The organism is Chryseobacterium sp. CY350, assembly GCF_027945075.1.
Lineage (GTDB): Bacteria > Bacteroidota > Bacteroidia > Flavobacteriales > Weeksellaceae > Chryseobacterium.
The window spans coordinates 2,745,958-2,761,691 of record NZ_CP116034.1 but is presented as its reverse complement, the minus strand read 5'-3'; the positions used below and the strand labels follow the sequence as shown (position 1 = coordinate 2,761,691).

Annotated in this window: 17 protein-coding genes and 2 tRNA genes; 6 read left to right on the top strand and 13 right to left on the bottom strand. The window is 34.3% G+C overall.

Translation table 11 applies throughout. The features are described from left to right. Positions 1 to 1,347 carry a TolC family protein gene (locus PGH12_RS12815; RefSeq protein ID WP_267596497.1) on the bottom strand — a complete coding sequence of 449 codons (1,347 nt, stop codon included), beginning with the start codon at positions 1,345 to 1,347 and terminating at the stop codon, positions 1 to 3. Between the two features lie 97 nt (positions 1,348 to 1,444). Here PGH12_RS12815 and PGH12_RS12810 point away from each other — a divergent pair, with 97 nt between their 5' ends. The 3 genes from PGH12_RS12810 to PGH12_RS12800 all read left to right on the top strand — a co-directional run bounded on the left by PGH12_RS12810 (position 1,445) and on the right by PGH12_RS12800 (position 2,911). After that, positions 1,445 to 2,689, top strand: a complete 1,245-nt coding sequence (locus PGH12_RS12810) for a bifunctional folylpolyglutamate synthase/dihydrofolate synthase (protein WP_267596498.1) — start codon at positions 1,445 to 1,447, stop codon at positions 2,687 to 2,689. Positions 2,690 to 2,728: 39 nt separating this feature from the next. Beyond that, positions 2,729 to 2,803 (top strand) — tRNA-Val (locus tag PGH12_RS12805). Between the two features lie 33 nt (positions 2,804 to 2,836). Next, a tRNA-Val gene (locus PGH12_RS12800) sits at positions 2,837 to 2,911 on the top strand. A 98-nt stretch (positions 2,912 to 3,009) separates the two neighbouring features. On the opposite strand, the gene PGH12_RS12795 is transcribed toward PGH12_RS12800, so the two are convergent. The 5 genes from PGH12_RS12795 to PGH12_RS12775 all read right to left on the bottom strand — a co-directional run bounded on the left by PGH12_RS12795 (position 3,010) and on the right by PGH12_RS12775 (position 6,878). After that, a complete protein-coding gene (locus PGH12_RS12795; protein ID WP_267596499.1) occupies positions 3,010 to 3,894 on the bottom strand; it encodes a glycosyltransferase family 2 protein in 885 nt (294 codons plus the stop codon). Positions 3,895 to 3,898: 4 nt separating this feature from the next. After that, positions 3,899 to 4,861, bottom strand: coding sequence for a glycosyltransferase family 9 protein (locus tag PGH12_RS12790; RefSeq protein ID WP_267596931.1), 963 nt, complete (start codon positions 4,859 to 4,861; stop codon positions 3,899 to 3,901). Between the two features lie 5 nt (positions 4,862 to 4,866). After that, positions 4,867 to 5,286: a SufE family protein gene (locus PGH12_RS12785; RefSeq protein ID WP_047443313.1), complete on the bottom strand. Its 420-nt coding sequence runs from the start codon at positions 5,284 to 5,286 to the stop codon at positions 4,867 to 4,869. A 270-nt stretch (positions 5,287 to 5,556) separates the two neighbouring features. Then, positions 5,557 to 6,654 carry a glycosyltransferase family 4 protein gene (locus tag PGH12_RS12780; RefSeq protein WP_267596501.1) on the bottom strand — a complete coding sequence of 366 codons (1,098 nt, stop codon included), beginning with the start codon at positions 6,652 to 6,654 and terminating at the stop codon, positions 5,557 to 5,559. Continuing rightward, complete coding sequence (locus tag PGH12_RS12775) at positions 6,654 to 6,878, bottom strand: uroporphyrinogen decarboxylase (RefSeq protein WP_267596503.1); 225 nt, start codon at positions 6,876 to 6,878, stop codon at positions 6,654 to 6,656. The genes PGH12_RS12780 and PGH12_RS12775 overlap by 1 nt, the downstream gene beginning before the upstream one ends. A gap of 157 nt (positions 6,879 to 7,035) precedes the next feature. Between PGH12_RS12775 and PGH12_RS12770 the strand changes: the two genes are divergently transcribed. After that, the gene (locus tag PGH12_RS12770; protein ID WP_267596504.1) at positions 7,036 to 9,564 is read left to right on the top strand and encodes an ATP-dependent Clp protease ATP-binding subunit; all 2,529 of its coding nucleotides are present in this window, start codon (positions 7,036 to 7,038) and stop codon (positions 9,562 to 9,564) included. Positions 9,565 to 9,653: 89 nt separating this feature from the next. Here the strand turns inward: PGH12_RS12770 and PGH12_RS12765 are convergent, their stop codons facing one another. Continuing rightward, positions 9,654 to 10,181, bottom strand: coding sequence for a hypothetical protein (locus PGH12_RS12765; protein ID WP_267596505.1), 528 nt, complete (start codon positions 10,179 to 10,181; stop codon positions 9,654 to 9,656). 147 nt (positions 10,182 to 10,328) lie between these two features. Here PGH12_RS12765 and mnmA point away from each other — a divergent pair, with 147 nt between their 5' ends. After that, positions 10,329 to 11,519 (top strand): tRNA 2-thiouridine(34) synthase MnmA, encoded by a 1,191-nt coding sequence (mnmA, locus tag PGH12_RS12760; protein WP_267596932.1) that lies wholly within the window; start codon positions 10,329 to 10,331, stop codon positions 11,517 to 11,519. A 19-nt stretch (positions 11,520 to 11,538) separates the two neighbouring features. Here mnmA and PGH12_RS12755 read toward each other — a convergent pair whose 3' ends face one another. Together PGH12_RS12755 and PGH12_RS12750 are read right to left on the bottom strand one after the other, a co-directional pair. Then, a complete protein-coding gene (locus PGH12_RS12755) occupies positions 11,539 to 11,895 on the bottom strand; it encodes a hypothetical protein (protein ID WP_267596507.1) in 357 nt (118 codons plus the stop codon). Positions 11,896 to 11,912: 17 nt separating this feature from the next. Next, entirely contained in the window at positions 11,913 to 12,635 is a 723-nt protein-coding gene (locus PGH12_RS12750) for a glycine-rich domain-containing protein (RefSeq protein WP_271286770.1), read from the bottom strand. A gap of 109 nt (positions 12,636 to 12,744) precedes the next feature. On the opposite strand from PGH12_RS12750, the gene PGH12_RS12745 reads away from it, so the two are divergent. After that, the gene (locus tag PGH12_RS12745; protein WP_267596510.1) at positions 12,745 to 13,641 is read left to right on the top strand and encodes a hypothetical protein; all 897 of its coding nucleotides are present in this window, start codon (positions 12,745 to 12,747) and stop codon (positions 13,639 to 13,641) included. 22 nt (positions 13,642 to 13,663) lie between these two features. Here the strand turns inward: PGH12_RS12745 and PGH12_RS12740 are convergent, their stop codons facing one another. From PGH12_RS12740 to PGH12_RS12725, 4 genes are all read right to left on the bottom strand, one after another. After that, a complete protein-coding gene (locus PGH12_RS12740) occupies positions 13,664 to 14,407 on the bottom strand; it encodes a LytR/AlgR family response regulator transcription factor (protein ID WP_267596512.1) in 744 nt (247 codons plus the stop codon). A 51-nt stretch (positions 14,408 to 14,458) separates the two neighbouring features. Next, positions 14,459 to 14,734: a 2TM domain-containing protein gene (locus PGH12_RS12735; RefSeq protein WP_267596514.1), complete on the bottom strand. Its 276-nt coding sequence runs from the start codon at positions 14,732 to 14,734 to the stop codon at positions 14,459 to 14,461. A gap of 18 nt (positions 14,735 to 14,752) precedes the next feature. Next, positions 14,753 to 15,052, bottom strand: coding sequence for a 2TM domain-containing protein (locus PGH12_RS12730; RefSeq protein WP_267596515.1), 300 nt, complete (start codon positions 15,050 to 15,052; stop codon positions 14,753 to 14,755). Between the two features lie 164 nt (positions 15,053 to 15,216). Continuing rightward, on the bottom strand, positions 15,217 to 15,708 hold the full coding sequence (locus PGH12_RS12725) for a methyltransferase family protein (RefSeq protein WP_267596516.1): 492 nt from the start codon (positions 15,706 to 15,708) through the stop codon (positions 15,217 to 15,219). Positions 15,709 to 15,734 lie beyond the last annotated feature (26 nt).

The window sequence follows — 15,734 nt, the reverse complement described above, 5'->3', positions numbered from 1 at the left end:
TTACAAACTTAGTGGAATTCCTGCGTAGAAATTTAATAATTTTAGACTGAAGAGATAATTATATTTTGCCTGCTCTACAGAACCTTGTGCATTTGCATAGTTGTTTCTGGCAATATTGAGATCATAAATTGTTCCTCTTCCTGCTGCATAGCTTTTATCTGCAAATTCCATAGCTAGTTTAGTACTTTTTTCGGCCTGTGCTGCAGCAAGATAAATTTCATAATTTGCATCCACATCAAACTGAGCTTTCTGAACGTTCTGTCTTACAGCCTGTTTCTGCTGATCCAAAGAATTCTTGGCAATACTTTCATTGATTTTTGACTGCTCTACCTGTAATTTTGTAATTCCTTTATTGAAAATCGGAATATTAACCGATACACCGCCTTGTTGACCAAAATTATCTTTGTACTGACGGAAAAAATTGGGTTCGTTTGTAGCATTTCCAAACTGATCGGATCCTGAAAAGCTTGTATTTAACAAATTATTATAAAAGCTTCCTACTCCAACACTTGCAGTAACCGTAGGCCAAAATGCAGTTCTTGTAACCTCTGTCTGTGCAACAGCAGATTTAATTCTGCTTTCGGCTGCTTTTATCTGCGGCTGACTTTCGTAAGCGGTATTTAAAACGTCATCAACAGAGATTAATTGTGGACTCAGCTGCTCACCGATTTCTACATTTTCAACATCAAAATCTTTATAATCTTCCAATTGTAAAAGCTGCGCCAATGCAAAAAGACTTCTCCCGACATTAATTTCGGCAGTTTTCAGATTTTGTTTTTCTCTTGCCCACGCCGCTTCAGCTTCTGCAACAATGGTCTGAGCTGTGGTTCCGACTTCTGTAGTAATCTTTGCTCTATCAAACTGTTTTTTGGCATTTTCTGTAGCACTTTGAGAAATTTTTACAATTTCTTTATTCAATAAAGTGGTTAAATATTGCTGAGCAATCTGAAGCGAAATATCGTTTTTAATTGTTTCGATATCATACTGACTTGCCTCAACGTCAAATTGAGTTTTTCTGACCGTTTTTTCTAACCTTCCGTTATTGTAGATCAGGATATCTGCAGAAACATTTGCATTATTGCTGAATCTGTCGTTTCTGATACTTCCTGTTCCCAACGAAGCCTGCCCAAAACTTACACTGTTTCCCAAATTGGCAGAGACAGACGGCAAGTAGTTATTTTGTGCAATTTTAAGATTAACATCCTGAATTTGTTTTGAATACTGATTTTGAATTACCTGAAGATTGTGCTCAACTGCATAGTCTACGCATTCACGCAAAGACCATTTTTTCTGTGCACTTAGACCAAGACCAGACAATCCTAAAATTATCATCAAAACTTTTTTCATTGTATCTTTTTCTCCATTAGACGAAGTAATTTCAAAAAAGTTACAATTTCAAAAAAATATTGTTTCATTTTATTAAAAGTTTTGAGAATTTTGCATTATGACAAACCAAAAATATCAGGAAGCTGTCGACTGGCTTTTCGTTCAGGCTCCGAATTATCAGATTGATGGCGAAAAAGCCTACAAACCCGGTCTTGAAAATATTACCAGACTTTGTGATTTTTTTGGAAACCCTCAAGAAAAGATAAAATGCATCCATATCGGCGGAACGAACGGGAAAGGTTCTACGAGTAATATGTTGGCTTCTGTTCTTCAGGAATCAGGTTATAAAATTGGCTTGTTTAACTCACCACATTTAATTGATTTTACTGAAAGAATAAAAATTAATGGTGAAAATTGTGATAAAGAATTTGTTTTTCAATTTATTCAAAAGCTTAAGACTCTTCCTGAAGATATTTTACCTTCTTTTTTTGAATTTACAACAATTATGGCATTTGAATATTTCCATCAGAAAAATGTCGATTTCGCAATTATTGAAGTAGGTTTGGGTGGAAGATTAGACTCTACGAATATCATTAAACCATTAGTTTCTGCAATTACAAATGTGCAGCTTGATCATCAGAATATTTTAGGAAATTCTATTGAAGAAATAGCTTTCGAAAAAGCAGGAATCATTAAAAACAAGGTTCCGATTATTTCTGGCGAAGAAAATGAAGCGATCAAAAATATTATTAAACGTAAAGCGGAAAAAGAAAATACCAAATTTGTTGACGCCACACCAATAATATCAGATTTAAATTCTGATCTGAAAGGTAATTATCAAAAAAAGAATATTCGTGTTGTTCTGGCGATAATTGAAGAGCTAAAACAATTAGATCTAAAAATTTCTGATGCTGATTTAGAAAGAGGTTTGTCTAGTGTTCACAAAAACACAGGCTTTATTGGCCGATGGTTCGAGTTTTCACAAAATCCGTTGACGATATGTGATACGGCCCACAATCAGGCTGGCTTGGAGCAGGTTTTTTCACAATTAAATTTAATTGCTAAACACAAACACGTTGTTTTAGGTTTTGTTAATGACAAGAAAATTGATGACGTAATGGCTCTTCTTCCGGAAAATTCTGAGTTTTATTTTGCAAAACCGTCTATAAACAGAGGCCGCCACCCAGAAGAATACGAAGATCTATTACTTAATGCAAAAATAATTTATAAAATTTTTGATTCTGTACAAGAAGCCTATCTTTCTGCAAAACAAGAAGCTACGCAAGAAGAAATGGTTTTTATTGGCGGAAGTAATTTTGTTGTCGGAGAATTTTTAGAAAAAAACTTGACTGATAAAGAATAAGTATGTATATTTGCACCACTCAAAACGAGAAATCGTCTAGGGCTCTTAGCTCAGTTGGTTCAGAGCATCTGGTTTACACCCAGAGGGTCGGGGGTTCGAATCCCTCAGGGCCCACAAAGGTTTACTGAAACCTTTCAAAAAAATTCAGGGCTCTTAGCTCAGTTGGTTCAGAGCATCTGGTTTACACCCAGAGGGTCGGGGGTTCGAATCCCTCAGGGCCCACAAAAACTCTCAGATTATTCTGAGAGTTTTTTATTTTATATATTCTTAGTCTTAAAATTTATAAGATATTAAAGATTAAAAATGCACTTTTAAACAATTTAATGCATTCTTTTAAGTAGTAAACCTAGCTTGTACAAATCTAAGTTTCTAAGATTTGGGTGTTCTGAAAGAAGATTTTCAACAATTCTTCTTTCAAATAAATTATACAGGAAAACAAAGGCCTTACTTAATCCTAATTTTTTCAGTCTTTTCGCAACCATAAAAACTTTAATATCTTTTATGTACTGATAGTTTTCACGTCTTCGGTACAGATGAAGTAAAGAATTGATCGCTGTATCTGTTTTTCTTAGAAAAACAATATTTGAGGTATCATCAATATGAATGACAGGATTGTTTATAGCACAAAAGTTCACTTTACTAAGCTCCATTTTTTTGGCAAAAACATAATCTTCATAACCGTAATCGACCAGTTCTTCTTCGAATAAAAATCTCCCGAAAACATCCGCTTTAATTACAAAATTGACTGTTTTGAATACTGAAAAATCTGCAGTTCTGTTTCCTGCAAAAATTTCCCGTTCCACAGAGTATCTGTTCCGCAGTGTATCCGAAAATAGAGGAGATATTTTAAAGTTTCCATAGATTACCTCTACTCTACTATTTTCTTCAATTTCATTTAAATAAATACTAAGAAAATTATGCTCATCAATCTTTACATCACAATCCAGAAAAAGGAAATAATCGCCTCTTGCAAATTGCAAAAACATGTTCCTTATTTTAGATCTTCCGATGTTTTTTTTGAGAAAAATGAAATCGCTGACGTTGTTTATAAGTTCTGTGTTAATGGTCTTAAATTGATCTTCAGAAGCGTCGTCAATCAAAATGATCTCAGCATCTATATCCTTGCTTTCGATTTCTTTTTTGAGATCGTAGACGAGCTCCCGAACATCAAAATTAAAAACCGGAATACAGACAGAAAGCCTCATACAATTAAATTTTGTAGATGATTTTCTGAACATTGATTTCCTCAAGGCAAGCCCAATCTCCTCGGTAGCATTCTTTATCGCCAAATACCGAGCAAGGTCTACACGTAAGGTCATTGATCTGAACTACATCATCTTCACTTTGCCCGAAGCCTAAAAAGCCTGCGAACGGATGAGTAGAGCCCCAAATTGAAACACATCTTGTCCCTACGATACTGGCAAGATGCATATTAGCTGAATCCATCGAAATCATTACTTCAAGCTGAGAAATCTTCTGAAGCTCCTCTGAAAGGTTTAGTTTTCCGGCTAAACTTTTGGTGTTTGGGATTTGTTTTTCCCAGTTTACCAGAGTTTCCGTTTCGTTCTTGCCTCCGCCGAAAAAGTAAATAGTGTGGTTTTTTGCTAAGATTTTTACAAGTTCATATGATTTTTCCAGAGGAAGCATTTTCCCTTTATGCTGTGCAAACGGAGCAAACCCAATTCCGGATTTTTCATGACAGATTGACCTAAGTTTATGCGAAAGCTCAACTGTAAAACCCATTTCACGAAAAACATCAGCATATCTTTCTACAGTTTTTTTGAGCTGCATTTTATCTAAATTCCAGACATCCGTAAGATCTTCTTTTTCTTCTTTGCCCTTGTCAATTTTGAAAACCTTGAGACCTTTTCTTACGTAAATCTTATCTAAAATTTTTGTACGGATAACATCGTGAAGATCAGCAATATAAGTTGGCTGAAATTCATCAATAAGTTCTTTTGCCAATTTTCTAAGACCCAAAAAACCTTTATAGTCATCAAGGTCAATTCCTTTGAAAATCATCCTAGGAAGATCAGCAAACAGATCTTTAAAATTTTTCCTTGTTACCATTACAATTTCAAGCTCCGGATTTTGCTCCAGAATCTCACGAAATACAGGCACTGTCATTGCGACATCTCCAAAGGCGGAAAAACGATATGCTAAAACTCTGATCACTTTTATGATTTCAGCTGATAAGCAACCGCATAGAACTTGATTTGCTTCGTCATCGCCATCAGACCGTTGGCTCTGGATGGTGATAAAAATTCCTGCAACCCGATTTCTGAAATAAATTCAAAATCGGAATCCAGAATTTCCTGAGTAGAATGGCCGCTGTAAATACTAACAAGCAAAGAAACAATCCCTTTCGGAAGAATTCCGTCAGAATCGGCGTTGAAAAAAAGTTTTCCATCTTTAAACTCAGCATCAATCCACACTTTACTCTGGCAACCTTTTATCAGATTGTCATCCGTTTTTTTGTCATCCGGAAGACCTTTAAGTTCTTTGCCCAAATCTATGATATACTCATATTTTTGTTCCCAGTCTTCAAGAAAGGCAAATTCGTCAATTATTTCCTGCTGATTTTCTTTAATCGTCATTTCTATACTTTCTTTATGCAAAGATAACCAAATTTAAAAAGATAATTTAAACAGATTAAATCAGAAAAACCATTATTCGTTATTTAAGTGTTTTTACACAAGGAAAGACAAAGATTTTTGAAAGTTTTGAAAATATTTCAAGTTAAACAAAGCCGCTTCGCTTACTTTAGAAATACAAGTTTCCAAGCTTTTTTTGGATTTAGCTGCAAAAACTTAAAGCAAAGCTATCCTTAATAATACTTAACCTTTTAAATCTCTTAATGGTTAAAATCAAGTTGATGCTTTTTCAAAAACCTTCAGTAATTTTACTTCTTCATTTTCCCAGCAGAGAAAACTTGAAGCTCTTTCTAATTCAGATTGATAATTTTTTCTGCCATTATTTAAAACTAAATTAATTGAATTAGCAATATTTTCAGGTTGATGATTTTCAATAATTTCCCCAATATCAAATTGATTTTTAATACTCATCATTTCAGGAAGAGGAGATAAAATTAAAGGAACTCTTGCCTGAATACAGTCCAAAACTTTATTAGGAAGCGAAAATTCATAGCTTTCACCGGCATTTTCTTCGATACTCATGCCGACATCGGCTGTTAAAGTGATTTTTCTTAAATCTTCCGGGAGCAATTTGCCTAAAAACTCAACTTTATTCTGAAGATTTTCATTCAAAACTAAATTTTGAAATTCTTTTTTCCTCGGCCCGTCTCCTGCGATTTTAAAAACAACATTTTCAAGATGATGCATAGCCAAAATGGCTTTTTCAATCCCGCGATATGGATTAAGCGCTCCCTGATACAAAAGTATTTTCGGATCATTAACTGGAATTTCATTTAAAAAACGAATTTTTCTCGGAGCATTCTGAATTACAACAGCATCAATTCCATATTTATTCTGAAACCATTTTGCGTAACTTCCACTTGCGGTGATCATAAATTTCAGATTGGGAATGATTTTATTTTGGAGATATCGCCACAAATTCTGTGACATTTTCCCTTGAACAGCAGGCATTTCAGAAAAAATTTCATGGCTGTCGAATACAAGAGGAATATTCAATTTTTTAGAAACAAGATAATTTGGCAGTAATGCATCGAGATCATTTGCGTGAAGAATGGTATTTTCGTCAGCTTTTTTTCTCAACTCGCGATATAATTTCCAGTTGAACTCAAAATAAGCTGTCTTTAAAGTTTTGGAAGCAAGTTTTATCCTTGAAAACCGATAAGGACGGGTCATCTGTTCTTCGCCACCCCAATTATTGCCGATCAACTCTATTTCGTACCCATTCTCATGTAGAGTTTTGCAGACTTTCTCAATTCTCTGATCGGTGTAGAGGTTGCTGAATGCAGAGGTAAGAACTTTCTTGCGTCTCATTACTTTTTCTTTTCAGTCAGTAAATGATAGATCTGCACAAAACAGATGATCGCGTTCGGAATAATAACCGGCCACAACATTCCGCTGAAAAAGCCATATACAACAAAGCAAATACAACCTACCATGTTGACAATTCTTATTTTTCTTAAATCTTTAAGAACAAAACTTAAAACAATGAATAATGAAGCGGCATAACCGATATAAGATGCAATCTCGGGACTCATGAGAATAATTTGAGGATCACAAACTTAGTCATTTTCAATAAGATAAAAAACTTTTTTCTGCCATAAAGTCATTAATTGGTTTTTGGTAAAATATTTGTAATTTAGATATAGAATAAACGATAAATGTTGTCGTTATTCCAATTTGAGATACAATATTATGGATTATAAGTTTTCACAAGGTTTGAGCCAAGTGTTCAAACAAAGCAAAAATGAAGCTAAGCGGCTGAAAAGTGAATTTCTTAATACAGAACATCTACTTTTAGGTATTATAAAAACAGAAAACTCTGCAAAAGAAATCCTTCAGGGGCTGAATGCCGATTTAACACAAATCAGAAGAAAAATTGAAACTTTAAATACAGCAAGTCTTAATCCTATTTCTGAGGAGGTTACCAATATTTCTTTCACTAAGATGGCAGATCATTCCATTAAACGTGCGGAATTAGAATGCAGACAATATAAGAGCAACGAGATCAATACTGTTCACTTGCTTTTGGGCATTTTATACAAATATGAGGATCCTACTTCAAATATTTTAGGAGCTTATGACATTGATTATGAAGGAGTTTCAAGAGAATATCAGACAATGCTTAAAAACTCGGGTCAGGCACCACAAAATTCGGCTTACGACGATGACGACGACAGAGAAGAATTTGAGCAGATGAGAAAGCCTACAGGAAATTTGGGTTCTGCAAAAAGTAAAACTCCAACTTTGGATAACTTTGGTAGAGATTTAACTTCTTTGGCAAGAGACGGGAAATTAGATCCTGTGATCGGTCGTGAGAAAGAGATTGAAAGAGTTTCTCAGATCTTATCAAGAAGAAAGAAAAACAATCCTTTGCTGATCGGTGAGCCTGGAGTTGGTAAATCTGCCATCGCCGAAGGTCTTGCTTTAAGAATTCAACAGAAGAAAGTTTCTAGAGTTCTATTTGGTAAAAGAGTAATTACTTTAGATTTAGCAAGTTTGGTTGCCGGAACAAAATACCGTGGTCAGTTTGAGGAAAGAATGAAGGCGATTATGACGGAACTTGAAAAAAACCGTGACGTAATTTTATTCATCGATGAGCTTCACACAATTGTTGGCGCCGGTAGTTCTACAGGAAGTTTAGATGCTTCCAATATGTTCAAACCAGCTTTGGCAAGAGGGGAAATTCAATGTATTGGTGCTACAACTTTAGACGAATATCGTCAATACATCGAAAAAGACGGTGCTTTAGAAAGACGTTTCCAGAAAGTAATGGTGGAGCCGACTTCTATTGACGAAACGATTCAGATTTTGAATCAAATAAAAGACAAATATGAAGAACACCACAATGTTGTTTATACTGACGAAGCAATTTTAGCTTGCGTTAATTTAACTTCAAGATATATTACAGACCGTTTTTTACCAGACAAAGCAATTGATGCAATGGATGAAGCAGGATCTCGTGTTTATATTAAAAACATGAAAGTTCCTACCGAAATCATTGATTTTGAAAAGAAAATTGAAGACATCAAAGACTTGAAACAAAAAGCTGTAAAAGCTCAGGATTATCTGGAAGCAAGAAAATTGAAGGATGAGGAAGAGCGTTTGCAGATGGAATTAAATTCTGCTCAGGATCAATGGGATAAGGATGTAAAAGAGAAGAAGGAAACTGTATCTGAAGAAAGTGTTGCTGAAGTAGTATCGATGATGAGCGGCGTTCCTGTAACGAAAGTTGGAAAGAATGAACTGGATAAACTTGCAGGAATGGATACCAATCTAAACGGAAAAGTAATCGGTCAGGAAGATGCTGTGAAAAAGGTCGTAAAAGCGATCCAAAGAAACAGAGCAGGATTGAAAGATCCGAACAGACCGATTGGAACATTCATTTTCTTGGGAACAACGGGTGTTGGTAAAACCGAACTGGCAAAGGTAATGGCTAGAGAGCTTTTCGATTCTGATGAAGCATTGATCAGAATTGACATGAGTGAATACATGGAGAAATTTGCTGTTTCCAGATTGGTTGGTGCGCCTCCGGGATACGTTGGATACGAAGAAGGTGGTCAATTAACTGAAGCGGTAAGAAGAAAACCTTATGCGGTCGTTCTTTTGGATGAGATTGAAAAAGCGCATCCTGATGTATTCAATATTTTGTTGCAAATCTTAGACGAAGGTCACGTAACAGACAGTTTAGGTAGAAAAATTGATTTTAGAAATACAATTATCATTCTAACTTCAAACATCGGAACCAGAGATATTAAAGACTTCGGAGACGGTGTAGGATTTGGAACTAACGCGAAAAAATCTAATTCAGATTCAAGAACAAGAAGTACGATTGAAAATGCACTTAAAAAAGCATTTGCTCCGGAATTCTTAAATAGAATTGATGACATCGTTATCTTCAACTCACTTGAAAGAACAGATATTTCTAAAATTATCGATATCGAATTAGGTAAACTATATTCAAGACTTGAAAAATTAGGGTATAAAGTAGATTTAACTACAGAAGCTAAAGATTTCATCTCAGAAAAAGGTTGGGACAAAGATTTTGGTGCAAGACCATTGAAGAGAGCTATTCAGAAGTATATTGAAGATCTATTAGCAGAAATGTTGGTGAACAAGCAATTAACTGAAGGAGAGACAGTAACTTTAGATTTAAATGAAGCTAAAGACGGATTAGAAGGAAAAACTCAGAAGACGAAAAAGTCTGCTGAGAAATCTTCTTAAAATCAAATAAATAAATAAATAAATAATGAAAGCATCGGAAATTTTCCGATGCTTTTTTGTTTTAATAATATTATGTGAAAATTTTCAAACTATAATCCGACCACAAAACCCACACTCGGAATCAATCCACCGGAAAAAAAACTGCTATTTTCTTTATATAAAACATTGTACATCAAACCAATCTGTAAAAAAGAATTATTTCCGATTTGCTGCATGTAACCACCTCCCAGATACAATGCAGTTTCCTGCTGTTTATCTTTGAAATCATAAAATTTATCTTCATAATTGACGAAATAGTGCTGCAGGTTTCCACTTACAAAGAAAGATCTTGCGAAATAATAATTGACAAATGGCCCAAAACCAAACATCGTCGATTTATAAAAATCTGAACTTTGCCACGAGACACTGCCCATTAAACCTGCCTCCACGTTATCTGTAAGTCGATATCCCACTCTTGGTGCAACCTGAAGATTGAAGTAAGAATTGCTTCCGAAGCCAACTCCCAAACCTCCGCCGAAAGTCCATCTGTTAGTTTCAGCAGTTGGCGTTTCAACCGATACTTGAGAAAACAACAATCCCGTCGTGAGGATTAATAAAGAAATAAATAGTTTTTTCATATCAATTATTTTTTTTGTGAAATTTAAAACAAATCGTGATTTTATCGTTTTTATCAATGCCTAAAATTATCACTTTTTTTGTGAATAGGATTATTGTAATTTTGCCGCTCAACTAAGAACTCCCGTTAAGAGTTTCGTAAAATTGAAATAATGAAAGTAGTAGTAGGCCTTTCCGGAGGTGTAGATTCGAGTGTGACAGCGTATTTGCTGCAACAACAAGGTCACGAAGTCGTGGCTTTATTTATGAGAAACTGGAACGATGCTTCCGTAACATTGGAAGACGAATGTCCATGGATTGAGGATAGCAACGACGCATTAATGGTTGCCCAGAAGTTAGGAATTCCTTTTCAGGTGATTGATATGAGCGATCTTTATAAAGAACGTATCGTTGATTATATGTTCGATGAATATCAAAAGGGAAGAACTCCGAATCCTGATGTTTTATGCAACAGAGAGGTGAAATTTGACGTGTTTATGAAGACCGCAATGTCTTTGGGCGCAGATAAAGTGGCAACCGGACATTACGCTAGAGTAGATTCTACAATTGATGAAAACGGAAAAGAGATTTTTCATCTTTTAGCCGGAAAAGACAACAATAAAGACCAGTCTTATTTTCTTTGTCAACTAAATCAGGATCAGCTTTCTAAAGCATTATTTCCGATTGGGGAACTGACAAAACCTCAAGTAAGAGAAATCGCAAAAGAGATTGGTTTGGTAACTGCTGATAAAAAAGATTCACAAGGTTTGTGTTTTATCGGAAAAGTAAGTTTACCACAGTTTTTACAACAGCAGTTAGTTCCAAAAGAGGGCGAAATTGTAGAAATTTTCAAGGATTCGCCACTATTTTCTGTAGAAACTCCAGCTTTTTCTTCAAAAGAAGGAGAATTGGAATATTTAAGCAGAAAAATTAATTATAAAAAATCTGACGGAAAAGTAATAGGAAAACACCAAGGCGCTCAGTTTTTCACCATCGGACAAAGCAAAGGCTTAGGAATTGGCGGTCACAAAGAAAGCTGTTTTATTGTCTCCCGAGATATGGAAAACAATATCATTTTTGTTGGTGAAAGCCATAGTTTTCCGGGTTTGCATAAAAAAGCTTTAAAAATTGAAAATTCGGAATTGCATTGGGTGCGTGAAGATTTAAGGCTAAAAAATGGTGAATCAATGGAAGTTTTGGCGAGATTCCGCTACAGACAGGAACTCCAGAAAGCAACAATCTATCAGTTTGAAAATTCTTTTTTTGTAGAATTTAATGATCCACAATCAGCGATTGCCGAAGGACAATTTGCAGCCTGGTATATTGATGACGAACTTTTAGGAAGCGGAGTAATTTCGTAATATTATAAAAACGGCCTTTTTAAAGGTCGTTTTTGTTATTTTTGATGCAATATGGCTTAAAAAACATCAGAACTACTATTTCCACAATTAAGATCATTACTAAATAGCCAACTGGTTTCCCTAAATATATTCCTCGTATGAATTTTAATATTCCTAAAAATAGAATACTGATGAGAAAGTAAAATTCAACATTTGCACAATCTTTATTAAAAAATTTACTCACCAAAATCGATGCATAAATTCCTGTCAGAAGAATAAGATAAAACTGAAGGAAATATGGTCCTTTCAAGCTAATAGGATCAAAAGTGTTATGTTTTTTAAAAAGCCATAAAAAACTAAATACCATCGGAACTACATAAAAAGTCGTTTTTTTCATAACTTCTAGATTTCTTTTTAATCTCCACCTCCGCCACAACCTCCGCATCCACTGCCACAACTGCTTCCGCACGAGCTGCTGCATACAGATGAATTACCGCTGCAACTTCCTCCAGAACCGCCATCTCCCCCTTTTCTGTTGTTGTCTGAATCATCGTTTCCAAAAATTTTTGCTAAGAATGTAACTATAAAAAATAATATAGGAATGTAAAGCAGAAGTGAGATTGAATTTCCGTTTTCTGCACACGAGTTCAGGAGAAAAATACCGGAAAATCCTGAGAAAAATTTAAACCTTTCAAGCCATGATTTTCTCTTTTTCTGCAAATCTTTTCCTGGAAACCAAACCTCCTTTGGAACCTTTTCTTTAAAAATTTCTTCATAATTTTTTATAGTTTCCTGAAACCAGATTTCATGTTTTTCACTTTCGCAGATACCTCCACCTGAAGGATGATGATGAAGCTTTTGCTTTAAAATATTCGGGCAGAATTCTTCCCAGTAATTCTCAGTATATACAAGATGCAAATGCCACACTTTATCAACAAATTTACTTGGTGAAGCTCCATTAGGAAGTATACAGCATAGATATATAAATTTTTTATATTCCTGTATGGCTTTTGTTGTAAATTCTTCGGTCCAGTTTTCTTCTTTTGCAAGTTTTTTTGAAAAAGGGAACGTAATATTCGGTTGATCTAATGAGAAACTTTGAATTCGGTTCCAAAGGTTTTCGTCTTGTAAAATCATTTTTGCTTTCATATTTAAATTTTATCTTTACTCAAATATGGATTTAAAGTGAAATACAAAAGTCTTATAAAAATCTTTTTAGGATTTAAAATAACATTATATTCGTCTTATGAAAAAAGAAGACATCCTGCATCTTGAGAAATTAATGAATTTTTTAAGCATGCATTACTTAAAGAAAAACCATTGGAAAGATGTTTCTAAAACGGAATGGTCTTACATTGTTGCCGAAATTAATGATTTAATTGCCAACAGTAATTCAGAAAAAGGAATAAAAAAAGAACCTGAATTGTTAGGTTCAAATTATTTATACGAGCATCTTATTATCAATAAACTGAAAAAATATGATCAGAATGAAAATGCTGTAATCACTAAACCCAATTTGGCAAAATTAAGTCTGATTGTCAAAGTTTTAGGATATTCCAGTTATATTGAGTTTATCAATTCGAATACAGAAGCGTTCAATTTTAATGATTTGAGAATTGATATGGATAATGTAAAGCAAAATACAGAATTGCTCAATAAACTTGTCGGATGTTGGTATTCTTACAACCGAAACCTTCCGGAAAGCCCATCACAGGCGAAAGAAGACCGAATTTGGCGTTCGGCAACAGAAATTTACAAATCTGAAACGTCAGGGGAATATTTTATTGAACGCAGCGGCGGAGACCGTCACAAATATTTTGGGAAAGTAACAGCTTATTCAGATTATGTGTTTATTATTATGAACAGCAATACGTTTATCCGTCAAAGACATTTTATTTCAAGAATAAAAGATATCAAAGAAAAGCTTAAAAATCCGGAATATAAGCTGCATGAACTGCATTTTATAAGTACCTGTATCAGTTTCAACCAAGAGCCGATCGCTTTGTTTGAAATCTTTCAGAAAGCAGACCGGAAAACATTTATTTCAGACTCATTCAGCTATCCGATCGATAGCCAAGAGATCCCGAAATCTATTGTACAGCAACTTGAAGATACTGACTCTAACAGAATAGATTACAGATAATTAACTCATTTTTTTACTAAAATTAACCTACTAGCCAGTCTTTAAAATCTTTTACCCGATCTCGGCTTACGGTAATTTCTTCGGAAGGCTGAAAATTCAATTCTACCTTATAATTTGGTGAAGTATGAATATTTTTGATGTACTCAGAATTGATGATAAATTGCCTGTTGACACGGAAAAATTTCTTTTCTTCTAAAACTTCTTCAAGCTCATCGAGCGTAAAATCTGACGGATATGTTCGCTCGCTGGTTTGTAAATAAACGATTTTGTTTTCACTAAAAAAACAACTGACCTCATGCGTCTGAACAATCTTTAAATTGTAACCAATTTTCACCAGAATTCTAGAAAGCGTAGTTTTCTCTTTTTTAATTAACTGCTTAATTTCCTGCACATTTCCGGAGTTATCATCCGGTAGGAACGATTTGTATTTCTCAATCGCGCTGCTAAGATCTTCATCCAGAATCGGTTTTAATAAATAATCAATACTGTTGAGTTTAAAAGCTTTCAAAGTATATTGATCAAAAGCAGTTGTATAAATTATAAAAGCCTTTGTACGAATCTTTTCAAAAATATCAAACGATAGACCGTCTCCCAAAACAATGTCTGAAAATATCAGTTGTGGATGTTCATTATGTGTAAACCATTCTACGCCTTCTTCCACAGATTCTATCTTTGCAACAAGCTCAATTTCAGGAAATAAACTCAGCATTCTTTCAATTTTTCTTGCGGCAGGTTTTTCGTCTTCTATAATGAGCGTTCTGATCATGAGGTTCTTATTGGTTTAATCTGAAATAAAAATAATCAAATCTTTTGGCTTTTAAAAATTAATTGGTTTTTTAGTCTTCTTAAGTTCGTCTTCCAGGATTTTGTTTTCCCATTCATCATTTAAAACAAATAGTTTTACGGCTTTTACCGCTAAAATAATTCCCCAAATGGTAAGGATGATTGAGCCGCTAAAAACTGATCTTTCAAAATCTCCTGTTCGGTAAAAATTTCTAATCGTAATAATTACAGCAACAATTCCGAACCATAGAAGGTTTTTGTAGAATTTTTTTAGTTGTTGTGCTCTGTCGTAAGCCTGATTATATTTCATGTGGTAAGTTTTTAAATATTAATTAAATGATTTTTTGTTTCTTCTCTCCTCTTCCATCAACTGCTGTATTTTTTTCTCTTCCCAGTCTTTTCCTATTCCGAAAACGTTGGCTGCATGCGCTGCGATCCCGATTCCCCAACCTAACATCGGCCAGTAAAACCACAATTCGCTTGGAGATGTCAACAGATTAATCACCAGTAAAAAAGGAATTACAAGACAGTATGAAGTAAGATTTCCATAAAATCCTTTTAATTCTTTTACTCTTTTTGCTGCTTTCTCGTACGCGAAATTTTCTTTGTTGAATGATAAATTTTCCATAATATTCAATTTTAAATTTGATTTTATTCATTTTTCTTGAGTCAAATGTATGGCGGAAAACAACCTCATTTCAACTTTATATAACCGAACCGTCAGTTTTGCCGACTGAACAGCAAAAATCCCAATTCAAGCGAATCGGGATCTTTATAGAAGTTTATTTTCAATTAAAATATATAAGGAATCAGCTTTTTTGTTTTCTTCTGATATTCCAGATATTCATTTCCGAATTTCTGTAGTAAAGCCTGTTCCTCAACTTTGATACGGTACAAAAACCCTAAAAATGTCGGCACAAATGCTACAAATAGAGAAAGCCAATTATTTAGAAACAATCCTAATCCTAAAAAAGTGAGAAGCGCAAATGAGTAAGAAGGATGTCTAACATATTTGTAAAAACCTTCTTTTTTGATCTGATGATCTTCTTTAATAGCAACGTCTACCGTGAAAAATTTGCCCAGAGATTTTATAATTATCCAACGGAAGAATATTCCGGCAACAATTAAGGCTTCACCTAAATATAAAATCCAATACTGGTTTTTGATCTGAAAAGCCGTAAATCTCGAAATTAATACCGCAAAAAATACAGACGGAAGGATCACGATCCATAAAATATTAAGTGTCGACTGATCTTTTTTCTGGTCTTTTTCTCCGGATTTCAATTTTTGTTTGTAATAAATCTCACTCA